The sequence below is a fragment of the Hyphococcus aureus genome (assembly GCF_042643165.1).
Taxonomy (GTDB): Bacteria; Pseudomonadota; Alphaproteobacteria; order Caulobacterales; family Parvularculaceae; genus Hyphococcus; species Hyphococcus aureus.
This window is the reverse complement of sequence record NZ_JBHRSH010000002.1, coordinates 915,758-937,897: the sequence shown is the minus strand read 5'-3', so window position 1 is coordinate 937,897 and position 22,140 is coordinate 915,758. Positions and strand designations below refer to the sequence as shown.

The window sequence follows — 22,140 nt, the reverse complement described above, 5'->3', positions numbered from 1 at the left end:
TCAATCCCGGAGTCCGTTCATGTCTGTTCTGCAAACCCCGACCCCTGCCTGGAAAACCGACGATCTTGAGCTTTTCGAGGACGAAGTCGGTAAATTTTTCTCGCGCGAACTGGCCCCGCATGTCGAGAAATGGCGCGAGCAAGGCAAGGTCGACCGCTGGGCCTGGGAGAAAGCTGGCGAGCAGGGGCTTCTTTGCATGTCGATGCCGGAGGAATATGGCGGTGCGGGCGGCAATTTCGCCCATGAACAGATCTTTCTGGAACAGCAATGCTATGCGGGCGTTGAAGGCTTTGGCGCCGGTCTGCATAACTGCATCGTCGCGCCTTACATCCTTCATTACGGCACTGAGGAACAGAAAAAACGCTGGCTGCCGAAAATGGCGACGGGCGAGCTTGTCGGCGCTATTGCGATGACTGAGCCCGGCACCGGCTCCGATCTGCAGGCGGTGCGGACGACAGCAATCAAAAGCGGCAATCAATATGTGCTGAACGGGTCGAAGACCTTCATCACCAACGGTCAGACGGCGAATATCATTATCGTTGTTTCAAAAACCGATCCATCGGAAGGCGCGAAAGGCGTGTCGCTGATGGTGGTTGAGACCGATGAAGTTGAAGGCTTCGAGCGCGGGCGCAATTTGAAAAAACTGGGCAACAAGGCGCAGGACACCTCGGAACTGTTTTTCAATGACGTGAAAATCCCGACGGAAAATCTTCTCGGTACGGAGGAAGGCCAAGGCTTCATTCAGCTCATGGAGCAATTGCCGCAGGAGCGCCATCAAATCGCCGTCGGCGCCATGGCGCAGATAGAGCGCGCGCTGACGCTGACGATCGATTATGTGAAAGAACGCCATGCCTTTGGCCGTCCGGTCATGGCGTTTCAGAACACACAATTCGTGCTCGCCGAGTGCAAGGCGAAAGCAACCATGGCGCGCGTCTTTGTAGACAGCTGCACCCAGCAATTGCTCGACGGCAAGCTTGATGCGGCGACAGCGTCCATGGGCAAGATGCTGCTGACGGATATGTGCGGTGAAATCGTCGACAAATGCCTCCAGCTTCATGGCGGCTACGGCTATATGGATGAATATCCCATCAGCCGTCTTTACGCTGATTGCCGCGTCGAGCGCATCTATGGCGGCACCAACGAAATCATGAAGCTGCTGATCGCCCGCACCTTGTAAGTGGTTACGCTTCGGCCAGCGACAAAGGATGACATCCCGCTGTTGAGGCGGTGGGATGAAAAACCTCATGTCAAAGCTGCGGGAGGCGACGACGATTGGTATGAGTGGGACGATGAACTTCCCCGAAATGCCGATTGGGGCGAGCTTCTCATCGCGGAAGAGGCCGGGCGGCCCGTGGGCGTGATGGAGATTATTGACCCCGCGAAAGAGCCTTCACATTACTGGGGCGAGATCGAAGACAATCTCCGCGCGATCGACATCTGGATCGGCGAGGAAGAAGATCTTGGCCGCGGGCTCGGAACGCAAATGATGCTTGCAGCGCTCGGCCGGTGCTTCGCTGATGAAAAGGTGAGGGCGGTGGTGATCGATCCGCTTGAAAGCAATATTCGCGCAAGGCGATTTTATGAGCGCCTTGGCTTTGAATTCGTCGAACGCCGCGTCTTCGATCAGGATGAGTGCATCGTTTATCGTCTGACCCGCGCCGGCTACGAAGCGCTTGCGGCATGCCCTTAAAGGGAGAGGTTGAGCGAGACGGAGACCACGTGATTGAAGGCGTCCGCAGCATTTTCGCGGCGGATATGGTTGAGCATATATCCGCTTTCCAAGGCTAGATGGTCCGTCGCCTTGTAATTAACGCCGACGAAATTCCGGCTTTGATCATAGCCGCTCGCCGCGCCCCAATCGGTGTCATTTAACGCAATGAAGGTTTCATTGGACACGACGGCGGACAAGGGCGTGCCGGTCAAGGGCCGACTGTAGCGGAAGGATTGGCGCACCCGCCAGCCCGTATCGCCGCCGCCATCGATAAACCGCTGCTCCAGCCGCGAGCGTCCGGTGACGGACCCGCCCAGCGCTTCCCCGACATTATATGTCGCCTGCTGCCACAGCCGGTGCTCCTCCACATCCGCACGATTTTCCTGACGGGAAATCACCCGGGCATAGCCCGCCCACAGGGAAAGGTCGCGGTTCAAACGCCAGCCCAGCCCGGGCCGTAAAATCGAAACGCCCAGATCGCCGGCGTCGTCGCGAAATCGCGCATGGCCGTCGAACCACACAAGAAAACGGCCGTCCTCGTTCACCGGGCCTTTGGCGGAGACGGCGGTCCAGAGCTGGAAGTCGTCGGCAGCCGCCAGGTTGATCGGCGCAAGCATCAGTGCCGCCGCCAGGGAAAGCTGCAATCTCGTCGTCACCGTATTTCTCTCCGTTTATGGAAGGGGTTTTGCTAAGGAATGAACCACCACATAGAGGGCTGTCGGCCGATTTCAAGCGCAAGCGATGGGGCTCACCGGCCGGGTCATGGAAGAGGCTATGGAAACTGTTCAAATCTTCGCCGCGCTCAATATTATCGGGCTATTCGTATTTGCGATTTCCGGCGCGCTGACCGCGCTGCGCAACGACATGGATTTGTTCGGCGTCGCCATGATCGCGTTTGTCACGGGCGTTGGCGGCGGCACCATTCGCGATGTGCTGCTCGGCTCGTTTCCCGTGTGGTGGATCGCGTCGCCGTCTGCGGTTTTCATCTGTCTGGCGGGCGCGGCTGTCGCGACATTGGCGCAGCCTTTGATCGACTCACGCCTCAAGGCGCTGATCTGGGCCGATGCGGTCGGGCTTGCGGTTTTTGCGGTGCTCGGCGCGCAGGCGGCGCTCGCCGCAAACGCGCCCGCCATGATTGCTGTTTTCATGGGCGCCGTCACCGCGACCTTTGGCGGCGTCGTGCGGGATGTTCTTCTGAACGAGCCGCCGCTGATTTTGAAGCAGGATATTTACGCCACAGCGGCGCTTATCGGCGCCGGCGTTTATGTGGGGCTGTTGGCGTTGGGGCTCGGCGAAAGCCCTGCGGCGATCATTGCGGCGCTTACGACTTTCGCCATTCGCGCCGCAGCGATTATTTTCAACATTCCGTCGCCGAGATACGCCCGCCCCAGAAAAAATGAGCTTTAAGAGCGGGCGTAAGAATTACGCGGCGGCCTTGGCTAGGAGGGCGGCGATCTCGTCTTTCAGATGCAGCCGCTTTTTACGCAACTCTTCTTCGCGTTCGTCGCTCGCCGCCTCGACCCGGCTCTCGACCCGATGAATGTCCCGGTTCACTTCATGATAGGCGTCGGCGAGTTTGGCGAAATGGGCGTCATCCGTTTTCAGCTTGTGAATAAGATCCGCATGTTCGGGAAACTCTTCGGCGAGTTCGTGAGGTGTGTGGGCCATCGGCATGTCTCCTTTAGGTTCTTGTGCTATCTTGGGTGTCTACGCCGGTAATTCAATTGACCCGGGTCAATTCCCTATGCGTTTGAGGCCCCTGTCTGGCTGAACCTCAAACCGGTTTCAGTTGAGCGGCTTGTTGCAGCGCGCCGGAAAGCGCGGCGTCATAGGCGTCCGGTCCGAGCTTCAGCCCTTCGGCGATGATGAATTCCGGATTGGAAACGCCGATGAAGCCCAACGCTGCGCGCAAATACGTCTCCACATGTTCCGCCGACGCCGATGGCGTTTCTGGCCCATAAAGCCCGCCGCGCGACACCGCGACGATGATGCGTTTGTCTCCTGCGAGGCCCTCGGCGCCTTTGTCGGTGTATCTGAAGGTTTTGCCGGCGATCAGGACGCGGTCCAGCCATGCCTTGAGCTGGCTCGGAATGGTGAAATTATACATGGGCGCGCCAATGACGACGATGTCAGCGGCGAGGAACTCATCAAGCACGCCCTGGCTTTCGGTCTGTTCGGGAGAGGCGTTCTGGTCGCCCGGCATGTGCCCCAACGTTAGATGCGGCAGAGGCGCGGCGGCAAGGTCTCTGTAGGTGACCTCCAGCGCAGGGTCGCCGGATTTCAACTTGTCGACGATGGCGGCGGTGATCGGCCGGCTGGCCGCGTTCTCGCCGAGGATGCTGGAATCGATATGGAGGAGTTTCATGGGATATTCCTTTTTGGGTCCACTAGGTCTAAAAAACTGACTTGGACTAAATATGTGAGTGTGTGTTAAACGCAAGAACGCACAGGAATGGGACCAGGTCACACCGATATGACCGCCAAGATAGACGATCTGTTTCACGAGGAATGCCCCAAGGTGAGCCGCGTGCTCTCTCGTCTCGGGGACAAATGGAGCGTGTTGATCGTGGTTTTGCTGCGCGATCGCGCCTATCGCTTCAATGAAATCAAGCGCACCGTCAGCGGCATCTCACAGCAGATGCTGACGCGGACCCTGCGCAATCTCGAGCGGGACGGGTTGGTGAGCAGAAAGACCTATCCGACGAGCCCGCCGCAGGTTGAATATTCGCTCACCGATCTGGGGCATTCCCTCAGCGAGCCGGTGCTCGCCCTCGGGGAGTGGGCGAAAACGCATCTTGGCGAGATCGACGCGGCGCAGACCCGGTTTGACCGTCGGGCTGAGAAATAGATGATGCAGGAAAGATAAGCCAAAACGCGGTTCGACGCCGGGGACAAAAAAGTTTCGGCAAGTAATTGTAATCCCGGAATGTTCGCGTATTTTCCGGGCTCGGCGCGGGTATAGCTCAATGGTAGAGTCGGAGCCTTCCAAGCTCAAGATGCGGGTTCGATTCCCGCTACCCGCTCCAGACGCCCCCCAGAAATCTGTTGAATGTCAACATTCTGCGCAATACGCGAAGGTTTCGGGAGATTGTCTTTCGCTTTGAGCGGCGATAGGTCTTGTCGCTTCCTTTCTCCCCAACACAGGTTGATTACATGGCGGGCAATTACGATGCGGTGCTGATCGGCGGCGGCCATAATGGTCTTGTCTGCGCTTATTATCTGGCTCGGGCCGGGCTTTCGGTCAGGATCTGTGAGCGTCGCGACGTTGTCGGCGGCGCCGCGGTGACCGAGGAGTTTCACCCCGGTTTCCGCAACTCCGTCGCGAGTTACACGGTCAGCCTGCTAAATCCCGTCGTCATCCGCGATATGGGTCTTGAGGCGCTGGGCCTCAAAGTCATCAACCGGCCAGTATCTAATTTCCTGCCGACCGAAGACGGACGCTATCTCAAAGCCGGCGGCGGTCTTGAACAGACGCAAGCCGAGTTCCGGAAGTTTTCAAACGCCGACGCCGACCGCCTGCCGGCCTATTACGAGCGTCTTGAAGCGGTGGCGGATGTCCTGCGCAACATTTCGTTGCAAACACCGCCCAATCCAAAGCGCGGGCTTTCCGCGGCGCTCTCCGCCGCCTCGCAATTGTGGCCTGTGGCGCGCGGCGATTTTCAATTGCATCAGGACGTACTTGATCTCTTCACCAAGAATGCGCGCACCTTTCTTGATGCTTGGTTCGATTCCGATCCGGTGAAAGCCGTATTTGGTTTCGACGCCGTGGTGGGCAATTACGCCAGCCCCGACACGCCGGGCTCAGCCTATGTTCTGCTGCATCATGTCTTTGGCGAAGTAAACGGCGTGAAAGGCGCGTGGGGTCATGCGGTTGGCGGCATGGGCGCGATTACGCAGGCCATGCGCAAGGCGTGTGAGGCCGCCGGCGTAGAAATCACGACGGACGCGCCGGTGAAGTCGCTGCTGGTCGATGACGGCGAAGCGGTTGGCGTTCTTCTCGAAAACGGGGAGGAGATCGCGGCAAAGCGTGTTGTCTCCAACGTCAATCCGAAGCTGCTTTATGGCCGCCTGACGCCGGCGGATGCGCTCGATCCGGAATTCAAGCGCCGCATGGATGGCTGGCGCTGCGGCTCCGGCACCTTGCGTATGAATGTCGCGCTTTCGGAATTGCCGAAATTCACCTGCCTGCCTGAGGCGGGTGAGCACCACCAATCGGGCATCATCATCGCGCCAACACTTGATTACATGGACCGCGCTTTCACCGACGCCAAGCAATATGGCTGGTCGAGAAAACCGATTGTCGAAATGCTGATCCCGTCGACTGTAGACGACAGCCTCGCGCCTCCGGGCCAGCATGTGGCGAGCCTGTTCTGTCAGCAATTCGCGCCTGAACTCCCCGACGGCAAGTCATGGGCGGATTATCGTGAGCAGGTGGCCGATCTCGCCATCGAGACGGTGAATGAATATGCGCCGAATTTCAAAAGCTCCGTTCTCGGACGAATGGTGCTGACGCCGCAGGACCTTGAAGACAAGTTCGGCCTTATCGGCGGCGATATCATGCATGGCGCCATGACACTCGATCAGATGTGGGCGGCGCGCCCGGCGCTGGGGCATGGCGATTATCGCGGCGCGTTGAAAAGGCTTTATCATTGCGGCGCGGGGGCTCATCCCGGCGGCGGCGTAACGGGGCTTCCGGGCCGCAATGCTGCGCGGGAGATCCTCAAGGACGCGCGCAATCCGCTCGCGGCCTGACTGGCAGGTTCAAGTTAACCAAGCCCCGGAGTTGCAGCGTTTCCGCGCACCCTCTAAGCTTTCGCGGAAACGGAAAGCCCCATGAGCACAACTGACGCCCCACAGGAACAAAAGACCACCGGCAATCTCGCCGACGCGCTTGCTCACGGCGCGGCGCTTCTGGAGAAATCGCCCAAACACGCCGCCGAACAGGCGAAGGCGATTATCGCCTCCATACCGGGTCAACGCGATGCGCGTGTGCTGCTGGCTGCGGCGATGCGGCGGCAGGGCGATGCGAAAGGCGCGCTGGATTATCTTCAGCAAATGATCGCTGAAGACGCCGGCTGGGCTGGCGCCCATTATGAAATGGGGTTGGCGCTAGGCGCTCTGGGCGAGGGCAAGGGCGCCATTCGCTCGCTTGAACGCGCGCTCAGTCTTGATCCCAATCTCGCCACCGCCTGGCGCGCGCTCGGCGATCAATTGACGCTGGCGGGAGATGAGGGCGGCGCTGACAGCGCCTATATGCGCCACATCAAGACGGCGTCAAAAGATCCGCGCTTGTTGGAGGCCGCCGACGCGCTCGCGCGCAATGACATTCCCGTCGCGGAACGGTTGCTTAAAGCGTATCTCAAACAGCACCCGACCGATGTCGCCGCAATCCGCATGCTGGCCGAACTCGCCGCGCGTATCGGGCGCTATCAGGATGCGGAACATCTGTTGCAGCGCTGTATTGAACTGGCGCCGAGTTTTACGGCTGCGCGGCATAATTTGGCGATTATCGAACTGCGTCTTGGCAAGTCGGAGGAGGCCTATAGCGAAGCGGAGACTCTCCTCAGGAACGATCCGAAGAATCCGAATTATCGCACATTATATTCATCGGCGCTGGTGCGTGTTGGGGAATATGAAAAGGCGATCGAGAGTTATGGCTCTTTGTTGAAGGAATATCCGAAACAGCCAAAAGCTTGGATGAGCTATGGCCATGCACTCAAGACAGTAGGCCGCACACCGGATTCTATCGATGCATACAAGCGGAGCATCGATTTGCAACCGAGCCTTGGTGAAGCCTATTGGAGCCTTGCAAATCTCAAAACTTTCCGCTTTGAGCCGCACGATATCACGGCCATGGAAACGCAGCTTCAGCGAACTGATATTGAAGACGATGACCGTCTGCATCTTCATTTCGCTCTCGGTAAAGCTCTGGAAGATGCGAAAGAATATGAAGCCTCTTTCCGTCACTATGAGCAGGGCAACGCTATCCGCCAGAAACAGATCGTCTATGATGAAGACGAGATGGCCGTACGTCTTGATCGGTTGAAAAAAGTGCTGACGCCCGCGCTGTTCGCTGCAAAAGCAGGCAAGGGTTGTAAAAAACCCGATCCGATTTTTATCGTTGGCATGCCGCGCGCAGGATCGACTCTGCTTGAGCAGATCCTTTCCAGCCACAGTCAGGTGGAAGGCACCATGGAGCTGCCCGACATCATCGCCATTGCGAAACGCCTGGGGGGCAAGGCGAAGCGGAGTGAAGAGTCACGCTATCCGGAAATATTATCAGAACTCTCCGACGTTCAATTGAAAGCGCTTGGCGAAGAGTATCTGGAGCGCACACGTATCCAGCGAAAAACCGGCAAACCTTTTTTCATCGACAAGATGCCCAACAATTTTATGCATGTGGGGCTTATTCACCTGATCCTGCCCAACGCCAAGATCATCGACGCCCGGCGTCATCCGATGGCCTGTTGTTTTTCAGGCTTCAAACAGCATTTTGCGAAAGGGCAGGGCTTTTCTTACGGGCTTGAGCGCATCGGGCGGTATTATCGCGACTATGTTTTGTCGATGAAACATTTTGATGAGACTGCGCCAGGCGTCGTGCATCGCGTGATCTATGAGGAGATGGTCGCCGATCCGGAGACCCAAATCCGTAAATTGCTTGATTATTGCGGCCTGCCGTTTGAGGAGGCTTGCCTGAGCTTCCATGAAACGGAGCGGGCGGTTCGGACGGCAAGTTCTGAGCAGGTCCGCCAGCCTATCTATAAAAGCGGGGTCGATCAGTGGGTGAACTACGAGCCCTGGCTAGGCGAGCTCAAGGCTGCGCTGGGCGATGTCCTGACCACCTATCCGGCCGCCCCGTAAGAGAATGATCTCATTCTTCAGGCTGATGAAATAGCCACATTCATCCAATCCATAGGCGCGGATTGGCAACACTCGCCATGTTTATGGCTCGGTTGGCCGCGTCGCGGATTGCCGGGCTCCTCCGCTTCATACTACCGTCACAATCAGGGTTCGTGCGACGGGGCTCGGGGTATGTCGCCGGACGAGGGCTGCGATCTTTAATGCGATCGCGAAATCTGAGTGGTGACAAGATGACGAACAGAAATTCGATGCGGAACCTTCTGGGCGCTCGCCCAGGTGTGAAAACGGCGCTTCTTGCGACCTCCATGTGGACAGGCGTAACCGGGGCCGCCATGGCCCAGTCGGATCGCGACACCATCGTCGTGACGGCGCAAAAACGCGAGCAGAACATTCAGGACGTGCCGATCTCACTGATCGCCATCGGCACGGAGAGGCTGGAAGAACTCGAGGTGTCATCATTCGATGACTACGCCAAATTTCTTCCCTCAGTGACCTTTCAGTCGACCTCGCCAAACACGACCTCGGTCTATATGCGCGGCGTCGTTTCCGGCGGCGATGGCAACCACTCAGCCTCGCTGCCTTCTGTCGGCGTCTATCTCGACGAACAGCCGGTGACGACTATTCTCGGTTTCCTCCCGCTGCATATCTATGACATTGAACGTGTTGAGGCGCTCGCCGGACCGCAGGGCACACTGTTTGGCGCCAGCTCGCAGGCCGGCACGCTCCGCATCATCACCAACAAGCCGAAGCTTGATGAGGTGGAAGGCAGTTTTGACGCCGAGATCAACAGCATCAAGGATGGCGAGATCGGTTATCAATTCGAGGGTATGTACAACCAGCCGCTTGGCGACAGCGCTGCAGTGCGCCTCGTCGGCTGGTATGTGAAAGACGGCGGTTATATTGACAACGTCCTCGACAGCCGCACCTTCCCGTCATCGGGCATCACCAAAACTAATGCTGCGCTTGTTGAAGACGATTTCAACGACGGGGAAACCTTTGGCGCGCGCGTCGCGCTCAAAATCGATCTCGATGAAAACTGGACGGTGACGCCGACGCTCCTCGGCCAGAAATCGAATTTCAATGGCCGCAACACCTATGATCCGAAGCTGGGCGATCTCAATGCCGGCCGTTTTTATGACGAGCAGAATGAAGATCGCTTCTTCCAGGCGGCGCTGACTGTTGAAGGCAAGGTCGGCAATTTCGACGTCACCTATGCCGGCGCCTATCTGAAGCGTCAGATCGATTCGTTCTCGGATTACACCGATTACGCCTATTACTATGACGTTCTGTATGGCTACGGCGCTTATTTCTACGATGATATGTATAACCTCGTGGATCCGTCACAGACCTATCAGGGCGACGACAGCTTCGCGAAATATTCAAACGAAATCAGGGTTTCGACGCCGCAGGACAAGCGCATCCGCGCCGTCGCCGGTTTCTTCCAGAATCACCAGACCCACTACATTCATCAGCAATATGTGGTTGAGAATCTGACATCGCTGTTCGAAGTGACGGACCATCCGGATACGATCTGGCTTACGGAACAGAAACGGACGGATCGAGACCTCGCGCTCTTTACCGAGCTGGAGTTCGATATCACCGATAAGCTGACCTTTATCGGCGGCGTTCGCGGCTATCGATATAATAACTCGCTGCAAGGCTTCTTTGGCTATAGCGCTAACTTTTCGAGCCGCACCGGCGAGGCGGCGTGTTTTGGTCCATCAATCGTCCCGGGTTCTCCGTGTACGAACCTTGACCGGACGACGAAGGACACCGGCGAGACGCATAAGCTCAGCCTGACCTATGACGTCACCGAAGACGCCATGGTCTATTTCACCTATTCCACCGGCTTCCGTCCGGGTGGCGTCAACCGACGCGGTACGCTGCCGCCATACCTCGCGGACTCGCTTCGCAATCTTGAGGTTGGCTTCAAGACCGCATGGGCCGACAATCGCGTGATCTTCAACGCAGCCGCCTTCACCCAGAAGTGGAGCGACTTCCAGTTCCCGCTTTTGGGGCAAAACGGTCTCACCGAAATCCAGAACGCAGCGCAAGCGAAGGTGAATGGTTTCGAGGCTGATCTCAGCCTGCGCCCGACAGAAGGCCTTACCATTAACGGCGCCGTTTCCGTGATTGATGCGAAGCTGGCCGCCGATTATTGCGGCTTCTTCGACTTTGCGACAGGCGGTCCGGCGACAGTATGTCCGCAGGCTGTGGATGATCCGAGCACATCTGCGGATGAGACATCGCCGCCGCAAGCGCTGGATGGCACACGCCTGCCGGTCGTCCCTGACTTCAAGGGTACGCTGACGGCGCGTTATGAGTTTCCGGTCAGCAGCAGTCTTGATGCGCATGTCCAGGGCTCCGTGAGTGGCCAGACAAGTTCTGAGGCTGGTCTTACGGATGCGGATGTTGCGACTCTTGGCGGTCAGCCGGGCTACGCCGTGTTTGACTTCAGCGTCGGTGTTCACGCCGAAGACTGGGAGATCGTTGCCTATATCGCTAACGCAACGGATGAACGTGCGCGTCAATTGAATCTTGTGGCCTGCGGTGTCTGTGGCGATCGGGTGCAGTATGGCGTGAACGTGCCGCGCACAATCGGCCTTCGTTTCGGAAAAGATTTCTGACGCGGATAAACTTGGATAAACAAAAAAGCCGGCGTGATGACGCCGGCTTTTTTTATTGGCGAAATTGCGAAGCAAGGCGCAAGCTATGGCTGCTTAAAGGAGCTGAGGAGCAAACAATGAAGGTGCGCCTTTGACCGAAAGAGGAATAACCGCCAAGCGCGATAAGCCGCTGGGTTTCTGGATGGCGACGGCCCTTGTCGTCGGCAATATGATTGGCTCCGGCGTGTTCTTGTTGCCTGCGGCGCTTGCGCCTTACGGGTGGAGCGCCATCGCAGGCTGGATCATGACCATCGCCGGGGGTATTTGCCTTGCCGCTGTGTTCGCCGCGCTGGCGCGGACATTCCCAAAGGCGGGCGGCCCTTATGCTTATGCGCGTGAAGCGTTCGGCGCTGCGCCGTCCTTTATGGTGGCGTGGAGCTACTGGATTTCTATCTGGGTGGGCAATGCGGCGGTGGCGACGGGCGCCGTCAGCTATTTGAGCGTCTTCTTTCCGCAGATTGCGGAGACGACAGGGCTTCACGCGCTGATCACTTGCGGCGCCATCTGGCTGTTGACGGCGGTCAACTGCCGCGGCGCGTTCCTTGCCGGTTCCGTGCAGCTTGTAACGACTGTCCTGAAAATCATGCCGCTGGTGGCGGTTATCCTGCTCGCCGGTTTTGCGCTTTCCGGCGTCAGCGACAAACCGGCGGCGCTGCCCGACTTTAATGGCTTTGGCGATTTCAAACTGGCGAGCATTACGGCGGCGGCGACGCTGACATTGTGGGCGCTGTTGGGGCTCGAGTCGGCGACAGTGCCTGCCGAGCATGTGGAAAACCCGTCTAAGACCATTCCGCGCGCGACCATGACTGGCATGATCTTCGCCGGCCTTATTTATCTCCTTTCCTGTTCGGCGGTGATCCTTCTTCTGCCTGCGGATGAAGTGGCGGCGTCCAATGCGCCTTTCGCCGATTTTGTCGGCGCTTATCTTAGTTCTGATGCGGGCCGGCTGCTGGCGTTGTTCGCCGCCATCAGCGGCTTTGGCGCGTTGAATGGCTGGATCATGGTGCAGGGTGAATTGCCTTACGCCATGGCGAAAGGCGGCGTTTTCCCGCGCTTTCTGGCGAAGGAATCCGCCCGCGGTTTGCCGGTGCGCGCGCATGTGACGTCGAGCTTGTTGCTGACCGGCATTGTCATGTTGAATTATTCCAAGTCGATGACGGAGCTTTTCACTTTCATCGTGCTCTTGTCGACGACCGCGTCGCTGTTCATGTTCCTTGCAACGGCGCTTTCCGCCCTCCAGCTCCAGCGAACAGGCAAACTCAACTCATCGCCCATGCTGCTCGCGGCCGCGACCGCTGCGGTTGTTTACGCCATCTGGACGATCTACGGCGCCGGCGGTGAGGCCGTTGCCTGGGGAACGGCGCTGCTTTTCGCCGGTCTGCCCGTTTACGCTTTCACGCGATGGCAGAACGGCAAGGCCGTCGGCTGATTATTCGCCCCCGGCCAGTTCAGTGATCAGCGTATGCCAATGGTCAAGCGCGCCATCGATGGTGGCGACGGGCACGCGCTCGTTAAGACCGTGGGCGTACATATCAGACGGCTTCATGAAGATGCCGGAAACGCCATAGCTGTCTATGCCATGGGCGCGGAAGTGAAGACTGTCAGAAGCGCCTGCTGACATTTCCGGCACGATGGCGAGGCCGGGATAACGCCGGTCAACCGCTTTTCTGACCGCCGCAACCACATCATCGCGCAAGGGCGAGGCGTCGGAATAATGAACCTCATCCACAAGCTCGATTGTTGCGTCCAGATTGTCGACAAGCTCCAATAGCTTTGCTTGTACGTCATCCGGATTGACACCCGGGAAGATGCGGCAATTGATATTCATCTCGGCGCGCTGGGGCAGGGCGTTTAGCGCATGGCCGCCATTGAGCATGGTGGCGACGCAGGTTGTGCGTAACTGGCCCACATATTCCGGGCGCTCGGAGAGAACCTTGATCGCTTTCTTGCTTTTCGGGTTCTCCGCGAACTCGGCCATGGCTTTACCAAGCTCGCCTTCGGTCTGCGCCGCCGCCTGGCGGAAGCTTTCGCGGGTAATGTCGCTCCACATCACTGGGAATTCGTAATTGGCGATATTGAGCGCGGCCTGCGCGAGATCGTAAATCGCGTTGTCTTTGCGCGGCAGGCTGGAATGACCGCCGGGATTGGTGAAGGTGATGGCGTAATCGGCGTATGTTTTCTCCGCGCCTTGCAGGTAATAGGCGACGGGCTCTCCATTTTCGCCAAGGCCGCCGCCGCCGCCGTCGCTATTGAGAACGATATCCGCGCCTTCAAGTTTTTCAGCGAGAACCATGGTTGTTTTCATCTGGGTTTCTTCATCGCCGGAGAGGGCGAGCACCAGATCGCGGTTCGGCGTGAAGCCTTCCTGTTTCAGGCGGATCAGGGTCTGCACCATCATGGTGAGGCCGAATTTATTGTCGGTGACGCCGCGTCCGAACAGATACCCGTCCTCCTCCACCATGGTGAAGGGATCGCGCGTCCAGTCTTCCGGGTTGGCGCTGACCACATCCATATGAGCGGAGAGAAGGATCGGCTTTTTCTCGCCGGTCCCTTTATAGGTCGCAATAAGCGTCGCGGTTTCGCCGTGACGTTCTATGACGATATCGTCTTCGGCAAATCCGCCTTTGCGCAATTCAGCGGCGATATAGTTCGCTACGGCGGGAACGTTGCCTTTGCCCTCGACAGATTCAATGGCGATTGTCTTGCCGAGCATGTCGATCGCCTGGGCGGTCAGTTCAGGCGGGGTCAGCGCGTCGTCGGCTGCGGCCACGGTGAATGGCGAAAGACTTGTAAAAAGAAGAAGGGCGGATAGGGACGATTTGCGCATGACTTGTCCTTTGTTGCTGGCCTCTCGCGCCTTGCCCGCAGATGCGGGCCCGGCGTAGGATCGTTCAGCAAACAGTTTAGCGCAAAAGAAGCCGTCCAAGGGAGTTTTTCATAATGTCGCACGTCAAGTTTCGCACAATCGCCATGACGGCTGGCGCAATCTCAGCATTCGCCTTTTCTATGACCGCCGCGGCTCAGGATGTATCCTATGTCCGCGCAGGCAAGCTGATCGATGTGGAGAAGGGGACTGTCCTTTCCGACCAGTTGATTCGCGTGAAGGATGGCCGGGTCGCCGCAATTGCGGCTTTTGAGTCTGCGCCCGCCGACGGTCCGCTGACAGACTGGTCGCGATATACGGTGCTGCCGGGCCTTGCGGATATGCATACGCATCTGGTGGGCGACATTCAGGGCGGCATTATCGACCCGCTGATGTCGACGGGGGCTGAGGATGTGCTGGCCGGCGTCGGCAATGCGAAGACAACGCTTTGCGCCGGATTTACAACGGTGCGCGATGTTGGCTCCTGGCGCGCCTTCACCGATGTGGCGTTGCGCGACGCTATCAATCGCGGCGATGTGGAAGGTCCGCGGATGGCGGTCGCCGGCGGCTATTTCACAATCCCCGAAGGCGGCGGCGCGCTCACAGGGCTTGCCTATGACGCAAAGGCGCCAGACGACATGACGCGCGGTATTGTGCGCGGGCCCGAAGATGCGCGCCAGAAGGCGCGGGAATTTCTGCAACATCGTGTTGATTTGCTGAAAATGATTGCAACCGGCGCCGTGCTGACTGTCGGCACCGACCCGGGGCTGCCTGAGTTGTCGGAAGAAGAGATGAGCGCCATTGTCGGCGAGGCGAAAAAATACGGAAAGAAAGTGACGGCGCACGCCCATGGCGCGGAAGGCGCGAAAATGGCGGTGCGCGCCGGCGTCGATTCCATTGAACACGGTTCTCTTCTGGATGATGAGGCGTTGCGGATGATGAAATCGCGCGGGGTCTTTCTTGTCGCGGATATTTACAATGGCGATTACATCAATGAAATCGGCGCCGCTGAAGACTGGCCCGAAGAAACCATGCAGAAAAACCGTGACACAACAGATACGCAGCGCGAGGTTTTCAGAAAAGCGGTCAAGATGGGCGTCAAGATCGCCTTTGGCACCGATGCCGGTGTTTATCCGCACGGAGATAACGCCAAACAGATGCCCTATATGGTGAAATACGGCATGACGCCGATGCGCGCCATCCAGTCTGCGACGCTGCATTCGGCGGAGCTTCTTGGTTGGGAAAAAGATACAGGCGCGATCTCTCCTGACCATTACGCTGACATGATTGCAGTCGAGGGTGATCCGCTTGCAGACATTTCAATCCTGTCAGATGTTAAAGGTGTCATCAAAGGCGGACGCAAGGTCCATTGCGAATAGGGGCGTTATGAAAAAGCTGATTATTCTCCTCGCAGCGGCGGCGCAGCTTTCGTTTGTGGCTGCGCAAGAGCCAAGGGCGCGCGAGCTTGGTGTGCCGTTTTCCGGAGCGCCGGGTCCATTAAACGCCATCACCGATGTCGATGGCGTTGCTGTTGGTCATGAAACCATCATCAAGGATTTGCGCGGCGGACGCGCTGTCCGCACCGGCGTCACGGCAATTTTGCCGCGCGGGGACAAATCGCTTGAAGGAGACGTCTTCGCAGGATTCTTCGCATTAAACGGCAATGGTGAGATGACCGGGACTCATTGGATTGAGGAGTCCGGGTTTCTTGAAGGGCCGGTGATGATCACCAATACGCACAGCGTAGGCGCGGTTCATGAAGGCGTGATCAAATGGCGTGTCGAAAAAGCGGCGGCGGATTCGTCCGGCTATTGGTGGTCGCTGCCCGTGGTTGCGGAAACCTGGGACGGGCATCTCAACGACATCAACGGCTTTCATGTCACCGACAAACATGCGGCCCGTGCAATCGAGAAAGCAAAAACAGGCCCGGTCGCCGAAGGCAATGTCGGCGGCGGCACAGGCATGATCTGCCACGAGTTCAAATGCGGCATCGGCACATCATCGCGCATCATCAAGGCCGGCGGCGGTGAATACACTGTCGGCGTTCTCGTGCAGGCAAATTACGGTGCGCGTAGCGAACTCAGGATTGCCGGCGTTCCGGTGGGCAAGCGCCTGACCGAAAACCTCGCCTATGACGAGCCGCACGGAGACACTGGCTCGATTATTATTGTCGTAGCGACCGATGCTCCGTTGCTTCCGCAACAGCTTAAACGTGTCGCCAGGCGCGCGTCGCTCGGTCTCGGGCGCATGGGCAGTTATGCCGGCAATGGCTCTGGCGACATTTTTATCGCGTTCTCGACTGCGGATATGACTGACGAAGGCGACGGCTTATGGGGCTTGTCGAAACTTGGCAATGATGAGCTTGACCCGGTGTTTCTAGCGACCGCGGACGCCACAGAGGAGGCGATCGTCAACGCCATGGTGGCCGCCCGCGACATGACCGGCAATCTTGGTCATCGCGCTGTCGCCATCAATCATGATGAACTGCGCGCAGTGTTGAAAGAGTATGGACGCCTGGCGGAGTAGCTATTCCGCTTTCAAATACTTGCCATACCAGTCGAGATTGCGCTGAATGCGGTCGGCGAGAAAGCTCGGCCGCGTCAGGCCGTGATCTTCGCCCGGATAGATCACTAGCTCGGTGTCGCGTTCAAGAGATCGCAGCGCCTGATACATCTGCTCTGCGCCGATGCAAGGGACGTTTTCATCGGCGCCGGCGCACTGGAACTGTGTCGCCGCGCTGATGCGGTCTGCGTGAAAGAACGGATAGGAAATGCGTTCATAGGCTTTTCGGTCGCGCCAAGGCAGACCGACCTCGAATTCATATTCGAGCGCATATTGATCGGCGCCATAGCCGCCGAGAAAGTTTGACATGCCGGCGCCGCTTACCGCCGCCTTGATGCGGGCGTCACTGGCGATCATGTAATTGGTGAGGATGCCGCCATAGCTCCAACCGCCGACGCCGATGCGCTCCGGGTCGGCGACGCCCATCGCGATCACATGGTCGATGCCGGCGGAGATGTCCTTCACATCCACATTGCCCCAGTCGCCATAGATCGCTTTCGCGAAATCGAAGCCGCGCCCGGAAGATCCGCGCGGATTGACGGCGAGGACGGCGTAACCGTTTGCGGCGTAAATCTGCCAGTCGAACATGAATTCATGACTGAATTGGTAGACCGGGCCGCCATGCAGACGCGCAATGACGGGATATTGTTTTCCTTCCTCATAGCCGAGCGGCAGGACAAGCATGCCATGAATGCCTTCCTTGCCGCTGTTGAAGGAAACGTCTCGCGTTTCGGCGAGGTGATGTTGTTTCAACCAGTCATTATGCGTCGTCAGCGCGCGGCGGCCATTGTCGATCGCGGCGAGCTGATAGGGTTCGCTCGCATCGCCGTCGAGCACGACGACGCGTCCATTCTTCGCGACGGCGAGGTCAAAGGCGAAACGCGATCCCGCCGTCAGATAAGTGATCTCTTCGCTATCGACGTCGATCTTCGCCGCCCAGGTGTCTCGATCCTATTCAATAAGGGCGTAGACAGTTTTTGAGTTTTCGCCCCATTGCGGCGCATAAAACCAGCGATCGATGCGGGCGAGGGGTTTCACTTCGCCGGTGTCAAGATCTGCGACGGTGAGTTCAAACGGCGAATAATAAATCCATTTGTCTTCGCCCATTTGCAGCCAGACAAGCTTTTTACTGTCAGGCGACCAGCGCGGCCGGGTCCATGTTTCCGGATCGGAATCGGAGCCTTCATAGGTCGAAATCTTGCGTTGATCGGCGCCTTTGACCGGCGCCATGACATAGACATCATAATCGGAATGGCGGTCCTCGCGCTCGCGCCGCTTTTTCACGAATGCGATTTGCGATCCATCCGGTGACCAGGAAGGGGAGTAATAGTCGGCGTCGCCCTCGGTAACCTGTTCGGCCTCGCCTGTGGCGACGTCGACCCGGAAGAAGTGAATGCGGCGGTCGTCCACATAGCCGCGGCCGTCTTCCTTGAAGCTGAAACGGGTGATGACGATGGGAAGCGGCTTTTCCGGGTCGGCGCCGACGGATGGGCCCACTTCCGCCGCGGCGATGATGGTCTTCCCATCAGGGGACAGCGCAAATTCCGAGACCCCGCCTTTGATGCGCGTCACCTGACGGGGTTTGCCGCCATTTGCAGGCATGGCGAAAACTTGCGTTTCGCCTTCTTCCGTTCCGTCGCTCAGAAACGCGATGATGTCGCCGCCAAAAGCGGGCGCCCATTCGCTCGTCTCCGGTGTTGTGGTGAGTTGTTTCTGATCGCCTTCCCAGGAGACGCGCCAGAGGTCGCTGACCGTCACGTCGATATCGAGATTATGGGTGGAGAGCGTATAGGCGATGAAATTTCCATCCGGTGAAAAGACCGGCTCGGTGATGTCTGCGATGTTGTGAATGTTGTCGACGGTGAGGGGCGGCTTTTCCTGCGCCAGAGCAGGCATGACGGCGACGGCAAGTGACGCCGCGAGATGGATCAGGCGCATAAAGCCTCCGGTGGTTTAGCGGCGGCTTTCATATCCGCCGAGGAAGGATGAGAGATTGCCGCCTAGTTCATCGCAAGGGTAGCCGCCTTCTTGCACGATGACGGTAGGGAGATTCAGGGCGGCGCCAATAGCCTCGCCGATCCGGGAAAAACCGCCGGTGGTGACGGCGAGCCCGGCAATCGGATCGCCTTCATAAGCGTCGAGCCCCAGCGCGATGACGAGCGCATCCGGTTTGAAGGATTGAATTTTTGTCAGCGCCGTTGATAGAGCCTCCATGAAGGCCGCATCGTTTGACCCGCGCGGGAGCGGCAGGTTGAGGTTGCACCCTTCGCCTTCATTGGCGCCGGTCTCGTCCGCATAGCCCCAGAAAAACGGATAGAACCGCACCGGGTCCGCGTGGATGGACACCGTAAGCACGTCGCTGCGCTCATAAAATATGTCCTGCGTGCCATTGCCGTGATGGAGATCAACATCGAGAATGGCGACGCGGTCATGAGCCTTGCGCAAGGCGCATGCGGCGATGGCGGAATTGTTCAAATAGCAAAAGCCGCCGGCGGTTTCAGCGCCTGCATGGTGTCCCGGCGGACGGCAAAGCGCATAGGCAGCGTTCTCTCCGCCGAGAACAAGCTCCGCTGCGTGCGCCGCCGTCCATGCGCTCCATTGCGCGCTCTCCCATGTGTCGGAGGAAATCGGCGCTGAGGCGTCGATCATGTGCCATCCTGCTTGCGCCACGACAGAGTCCGGGTAACCGCGCCGGTGGATCGGGTGAATGTTCGGCGTCACCGCTTCCGATGCGCCCTTTATGCGCGACCAGCGTTCATGGGCGCGTTCGAGAAATTTCAGATAGCGTTCCGAATGCGCTGCGAGGATCAGTTCCGCACCGAAATTTTTCGGGTGCACGATGTCGCAGCCCGCGTCTTTTGCGCCTTGAAGCAGCATGTCAATGCGTTCAGGCCGTTCCGGGTTTGCCTCCATCACGCCATTGACGAGGTAAGACGGCGGATAGTGGCGCTTCTGTTCTTCTTCGGCGAGGACGGCTTTCATGTATTTATCCGTTGACGGGAAGTTTCAACTCTGCGGTGAGACGGCGGAGAGACTTTGTCAGCTTGTCGATAATCTCGTCCACATGCGTTTCGTCCGTCACCATAGGCGGACAGACAAGGAAATGGTCGCCTTCATAACCGCCGCGCGTGCGCCGTGAGTAGACGATAAGCTGTTCCTCATAGGCGTATTCAACGAGCTTCGCGAAAGCGTTCTGTTCTTTCGGCAGGGGCGCCATGGTTTCGCGGTTGCCGACGATTTCAAAAGCGAGGAGAAGCCCCTTGCCGCGAACATCGCCGATGAAAGGAAACTCGGCCATTAGCCCTTCAAGGCGCGACTTCAATAAGGCGCCGATGCGCGCCGTGTTCGTCATCAGGTCAGCGTCGAAAATTTCCCGGATGACGGCGAGCCCGGCGGCGCAGGCGAGCGGATTGCCCGCATAGGTGTAGCCATGCATGAAGCCGCCGCTCGCGACGACCGCTTCGACAATGTCGCGCCGCGCAATCATGGCGCCTAGGGGGATGTAGCCGGCGCCAAGACCTTTTGAGAGCGCGATAATGTCAGGCGACTGGTTCCAGTGTTCGGCGGCGAGGAAGGTTCCTGTGCGTCCGACGCCGGTCATGACTTCATCGTAAATCAGCAGCACACCATAGTCGTCGCAAATATCGCGAACGCGCTGATAATAGCTGTCCGGCGCCACAAGCGCTCCGGTGGACGCCCCGCCAATGGGCTCCATTATGAAGGCGAGCGCGTTTTCCGCGCCGATCTCCTCAATCTTGTCGCGCAGCATGTCGGCGTAGCGGTGGCCTCGCGCTTCATCGCTCAGATTGTCACGATCGAGATAGGCGGTTGGCGCCGGGATTTTCGGCATCTCCCGGATCATCGGTGCGAAGGGATCGTTCAAAGGGCCGTAGCCGGTGACGGCCAGCGCGCCGAAAGTAGAGCCATGATAGGAAGGAAAACGCGAGATCACTTGTGTGCGTTTTGTCTCGCCCTTCGCAATCGCATATTGGCGCGCCAGCTTGATGCAGCTTTCAACCGCCTCTGACCCGCCCGACGCGAAGAACACGCGGTCGAGGCCTTTCGGAGACAGGCTGGAAAGCGCCGAGGCGAGCCTCTCCGCCGGTTCATTTTCGAAATGCAGGCGATAACCGAATGTGGTCGTGTTCATCTGCGCGCGCATGGCGTCAAGTACGCGGGTGTTTCCATGTCCGATATTCGAGACCATGGCGCCGGATGAACCGTCAAGAAACCGCCGTCCCTGATGATCCCAGATGTAAACGCCTTCTGCGCGGGCTATGAACGGGCGGCGGCCGCCAGTCTGATAAAAAAGATGCGACGGCGTTTCAGGCGACCAGTTGAAAATGCTTTGCGAAGCGGCGGTCATAGGGTGCTCTTCTGGACATCAGGACTGTAGAAATTTCAGGCCACCAAATCAGGCGCGCGCGGATGATTTGGGCGCGGGCCCGGCGGCGCCATAAACGCGCTCTTTCAAGGGCGTGGAATCAAGCCGTTCAACCAGCATTTTGACAAATTCCTGCTCGGCGCGGTTGAGATGGGTCTCCGGATTGGTCACCGCGAAAATGTCGACCTCCGGAGCGCCGTCATAAGGCGGCAGACGCCAGAGCAACCCGTCGCGCACATCGCGCTCCATCACATGAACGGGCAGCGCAGCAACTCCTAGCCCGGCGATGCACATGCGCCGGACTTCCTCGAGATTGTTGGAAACGCCTGCGGGCGGCGAGGCGAAAGCCGCGCCTTCGCGCAACATGGCGACAGGGCGAAGCACATCTTCGAGCCGGTCTGTGTCGAAGGAAACGCTGCGTTCACCGCTAAGATCCTCGACGGTCAGGTCGGAACGGCCAAACAGGCGATGGGGCGGCCCACAGAAAAATCCGAAATATTCCCGGAAGAGATGATGATAGTCGAGCGCGGGGTCCTGATCTTTCACCAGACACACGCCAAGCCCGCAGCGTTTGGCGCGGATAAGATCGACGATGTTGCGGCTTGAATTCACGGTGATGGAAATCGTTGTGTTGGGATAGCGCCGTTGAAACTCGGTCAGGGTTTCATCAACGAGTGGCGTCGTCACATGGGTCGCCATCGCAATGGAAACGGTGCCGGAGACATCGTCCATCTCCTCTTCGAGAATCGCGGTGAGACGTTCGATAGAGCCGAACATCTGCGTCACTTGTTCATAAAGCGCCTGTCCGTGTGCGGTGGGTTCGAAACTTCTGGGCCCGCGATCGATCAGTCGGCGGCCGAGGGTTTCCTCAAGGCGGCGCAGCGCGTTGGAGACGGTCGGTTGTTTCAGATCGAGCCGGCGCGCGGCCTCAGTGATGCTGCCCACATCCATGATCACCATGAAGGACCGCAAAAGGTTCCAGTCGAGCCGCCAGGCGAGGTCCTCCTCGTCCCGGGTGAAGGCTGATTCACGCCCCGGCGTCATAACTTCATTCCCTTATACTATAATTGAAAACCTCTTCATTGCTTGACAG

General features: G+C 58.3%; 19 protein-coding genes and 1 tRNA gene. 11 read left to right on the top strand and 9 right to left on the bottom strand.

What is annotated here, in order from left to right; genetic code table 11:
* Positions 1–19 precede the first annotated feature (19 nt).
* Both ACFOOP_RS17435 and ACFOOP_RS17430 read left to right on the top strand, forming a co-directional pair.
* Positions 20–1,177: an acyl-CoA dehydrogenase family protein gene (locus ACFOOP_RS17435; RefSeq protein WP_379882434.1), complete on the top strand. Its 1,158-nt coding sequence runs from the start codon at positions 20–22 to the stop codon at positions 1,175–1,177.
* Positions 1,178–1,690 (top strand): GNAT family N-acetyltransferase, encoded by a 513-nt coding sequence (locus ACFOOP_RS17430; RefSeq protein ID WP_379882433.1) that lies wholly within the window; start codon positions 1,178–1,180, stop codon positions 1,688–1,690.
* Here ACFOOP_RS17430 and ACFOOP_RS17425 read toward each other — a convergent pair.
* Positions 1,687–2,367: a DUF2490 domain-containing protein gene (locus ACFOOP_RS17425; protein ID WP_379882432.1), complete on the bottom strand. Its 681-nt coding sequence runs from the start codon at positions 2,365–2,367 to the stop codon at positions 1,687–1,689. The genes ACFOOP_RS17430 and ACFOOP_RS17425 overlap by 4 nt on opposite strands.
* 118 nt (positions 2,368–2,485) lie before the next feature.
* On the opposite strand from ACFOOP_RS17425, the gene ACFOOP_RS17420 reads away from it, so the two are divergent.
* The gene (locus tag ACFOOP_RS17420; protein WP_379882431.1) at positions 2,486–3,118 is read left to right on the top strand and encodes a trimeric intracellular cation channel family protein; all 633 of its coding nucleotides are present in this window, start codon (positions 2,486–2,488) and stop codon (positions 3,116–3,118) included.
* Positions 3,119–3,133: 15 nt separating this feature from the next.
* Here ACFOOP_RS17420 and ACFOOP_RS17415 read toward each other — a convergent pair whose 3' ends face one another.
* Both ACFOOP_RS17415 and ACFOOP_RS17410 read right to left on the bottom strand, forming a co-directional pair.
* On the bottom strand, positions 3,134–3,379 hold the full coding sequence (locus tag ACFOOP_RS17415; protein WP_379882430.1) for an HP1242/YdcH family protein: 246 nt from the start codon (positions 3,377–3,379) through the stop codon (positions 3,134–3,136).
* 106 nt (positions 3,380–3,485) lie between these two features.
* Positions 3,486–4,076, bottom strand: a complete 591-nt coding sequence (locus ACFOOP_RS17410; RefSeq protein ID WP_379882429.1) for an FMN-dependent NADH-azoreductase — start codon at positions 4,074–4,076, stop codon at positions 3,486–3,488.
* A 108-nt stretch (positions 4,077–4,184) separates the two neighbouring features.
* Here ACFOOP_RS17410 and ACFOOP_RS17405 point away from each other — a divergent pair, with 108 nt between their 5' ends.
* From ACFOOP_RS17405 to ACFOOP_RS17380, 6 genes are all read left to right on the top strand, one after another.
* Positions 4,185–4,559, top strand: a complete 375-nt coding sequence (locus ACFOOP_RS17405; RefSeq protein ID WP_379882428.1) for a winged helix-turn-helix transcriptional regulator — start codon at positions 4,185–4,187, stop codon at positions 4,557–4,559.
* 104 nt (positions 4,560–4,663) lie between these two features.
* A tRNA-Gly gene (locus ACFOOP_RS17400) sits at positions 4,664–4,737 on the top strand.
* A 127-nt stretch (positions 4,738–4,864) separates the two neighbouring features.
* Positions 4,865–6,463, top strand: coding sequence for a phytoene desaturase family protein (locus ACFOOP_RS17395; RefSeq protein WP_379882427.1), 1,599 nt, complete (start codon positions 4,865–4,867; stop codon positions 6,461–6,463).
* A gap of 81 nt (positions 6,464–6,544) precedes the next feature.
* Positions 6,545–8,572: a tetratricopeptide repeat-containing sulfotransferase family protein gene (locus ACFOOP_RS17390; protein ID WP_379882426.1), complete on the top strand. Its 2,028-nt coding sequence runs from the start codon at positions 6,545–6,547 to the stop codon at positions 8,570–8,572.
* A gap of 248 nt (positions 8,573–8,820) precedes the next feature.
* The gene (locus ACFOOP_RS17385; protein ID WP_379882425.1) at positions 8,821–11,199 is read left to right on the top strand and encodes a TonB-dependent receptor; all 2,379 of its coding nucleotides are present in this window, start codon (positions 8,821–8,823) and stop codon (positions 11,197–11,199) included.
* Between the two features lie 181 nt (positions 11,200–11,380).
* Positions 11,381–12,667 (top strand): amino acid permease, encoded by a 1,287-nt coding sequence (locus ACFOOP_RS17380; RefSeq protein ID WP_379882910.1) that lies wholly within the window; start codon positions 11,381–11,383, stop codon positions 12,665–12,667.
* Here ACFOOP_RS17380 and ACFOOP_RS17375 read toward each other — a convergent pair whose 3' ends face one another.
* On the bottom strand, positions 12,668–14,065 hold the full coding sequence (locus tag ACFOOP_RS17375) for a M20/M25/M40 family metallo-hydrolase (RefSeq protein ID WP_379882424.1): 1,398 nt from the start codon (positions 14,063–14,065) through the stop codon (positions 12,668–12,670). It lies immediately after the preceding gene.
* A gap of 113 nt (positions 14,066–14,178) precedes the next feature.
* Here ACFOOP_RS17375 and ACFOOP_RS17370 point away from each other — a divergent pair, with 113 nt between their 5' ends.
* Positions 14,179–15,480, top strand: coding sequence for a Xaa-Pro dipeptidase (locus tag ACFOOP_RS17370; RefSeq protein ID WP_379882423.1), 1,302 nt, complete (start codon positions 14,179–14,181; stop codon positions 15,478–15,480).
* A 7-nt stretch (positions 15,481–15,487) separates the two neighbouring features.
* Complete coding sequence (locus ACFOOP_RS17365) at positions 15,488–16,627, top strand: DmpA family aminopeptidase (protein WP_379882422.1); 1,140 nt, start codon at positions 15,488–15,490, stop codon at positions 16,625–16,627.
* On the opposite strand, the gene ACFOOP_RS17360 is transcribed toward ACFOOP_RS17365, so the two are convergent.
* The 5 genes from ACFOOP_RS17360 to ACFOOP_RS17340 form a co-directional block, all read right to left on the bottom strand.
* Complete coding sequence (locus tag ACFOOP_RS17360; protein ID WP_379882421.1) at positions 16,628–17,500, bottom strand: alpha/beta hydrolase family protein; 873 nt, start codon at positions 17,498–17,500, stop codon at positions 16,628–16,630.
* Positions 17,501–17,614: 114 nt separating this feature from the next.
* Positions 17,615–18,601 (bottom strand): TolB family protein, encoded by a 987-nt coding sequence (locus ACFOOP_RS17355; RefSeq protein WP_379882420.1) that lies wholly within the window; start codon positions 18,599–18,601, stop codon positions 17,615–17,617.
* Between the two features lie 15 nt (positions 18,602–18,616).
* Complete coding sequence (locus ACFOOP_RS17350) at positions 18,617–19,645, bottom strand: histone deacetylase family protein (protein ID WP_379882419.1); 1,029 nt, start codon at positions 19,643–19,645, stop codon at positions 18,617–18,619.
* A 4-nt stretch (positions 19,646–19,649) separates the two neighbouring features.
* Positions 19,650–21,029 (bottom strand): aminotransferase family protein, encoded by a 1,380-nt coding sequence (locus ACFOOP_RS17345; protein WP_379882418.1) that lies wholly within the window; start codon positions 21,027–21,029, stop codon positions 19,650–19,652.
* A 48-nt stretch (positions 21,030–21,077) separates the two neighbouring features.
* On the bottom strand, positions 21,078–22,091 hold the full coding sequence (locus ACFOOP_RS17340) for a LysR family transcriptional regulator (RefSeq protein ID WP_379882417.1): 1,014 nt from the start codon (positions 22,089–22,091) through the stop codon (positions 21,078–21,080).
* Positions 22,092–22,140 lie beyond the last annotated feature (49 nt).

What these genes read in the sequence shown, in the direction of transcription:
- ACFOOP_RS17435 (WP_379882434.1), top strand. Translation starts at nt 20, where the DNA reads ATGTCTGTTCTGCAAACCCCGACCCCTGCCTGGAAAACCGACGATCTT.
- ACFOOP_RS17420 (WP_379882431.1), top strand. Translation starts at nt 2,486, where the DNA reads ATGGAAACTGTTCAAATCTTCGCCGCGCTCAATATTATCGGGCTATTC.
- ACFOOP_RS17415 (WP_379882430.1), bottom strand. Translation starts at nt 3,379, where the DNA reads ATGGCCCACACACCTCACGAACTCGCCGAAGAGTTTCCCGAACATGCG.
- ACFOOP_RS17410 (WP_379882429.1), bottom strand. Translation starts at nt 4,076, where the DNA reads ATGAAACTCCTCCATATCGATTCCAGCATCCTCGGCGAGAACGCGGCC.
- ACFOOP_RS17405 (WP_379882428.1), top strand. Translation starts at nt 4,185, where the DNA reads ATGACCGCCAAGATAGACGATCTGTTTCACGAGGAATGCCCCAAGGTG.
- ACFOOP_RS17395 (WP_379882427.1), top strand. Translation starts at nt 4,865, where the DNA reads ATGGCGGGCAATTACGATGCGGTGCTGATCGGCGGCGGCCATAATGGT.
- ACFOOP_RS17390 (WP_379882426.1), top strand. Translation starts at nt 6,545, where the DNA reads ATGAGCACAACTGACGCCCCACAGGAACAAAAGACCACCGGCAATCTC.
- ACFOOP_RS17385 (WP_379882425.1), top strand. Translation starts at nt 8,821, where the DNA reads ATGCGGAACCTTCTGGGCGCTCGCCCAGGTGTGAAAACGGCGCTTCTT.
- ACFOOP_RS17380 (WP_379882910.1), top strand. Translation starts at nt 11,381, where the DNA reads ATGGCGACGGCCCTTGTCGTCGGCAATATGATTGGCTCCGGCGTGTTC.
- ACFOOP_RS17375 (WP_379882424.1), bottom strand. Translation starts at nt 14,065, where the DNA reads ATGCGCAAATCGTCCCTATCCGCCCTTCTTCTTTTTACAAGTCTTTCG.
- ACFOOP_RS17370 (WP_379882423.1), top strand. Translation starts at nt 14,179, where the DNA reads ATGTCGCACGTCAAGTTTCGCACAATCGCCATGACGGCTGGCGCAATC.
- ACFOOP_RS17365 (WP_379882422.1), top strand. Translation starts at nt 15,488, where the DNA reads ATGAAAAAGCTGATTATTCTCCTCGCAGCGGCGGCGCAGCTTTCGTTT.
- ACFOOP_RS17355 (WP_379882420.1), bottom strand. Translation starts at nt 18,601, where the DNA reads ATGCGCCTGATCCATCTCGCGGCGTCACTTGCCGTCGCCGTCATGCCT.
- ACFOOP_RS17350 (WP_379882419.1), bottom strand. Translation starts at nt 19,645, where the DNA reads ATGAAAGCCGTCCTCGCCGAAGAAGAACAGAAGCGCCACTATCCGCCG.
- ACFOOP_RS17345 (WP_379882418.1), bottom strand. Translation starts at nt 21,029, where the DNA reads ATGACCGCCGCTTCGCAAAGCATTTTCAACTGGTCGCCTGAAACGCCG.
- ACFOOP_RS17340 (WP_379882417.1), bottom strand. Translation starts at nt 22,091, where the DNA reads ATGACGCCGGGGCGTGAATCAGCCTTCACCCGGGACGAGGAGGACCTC.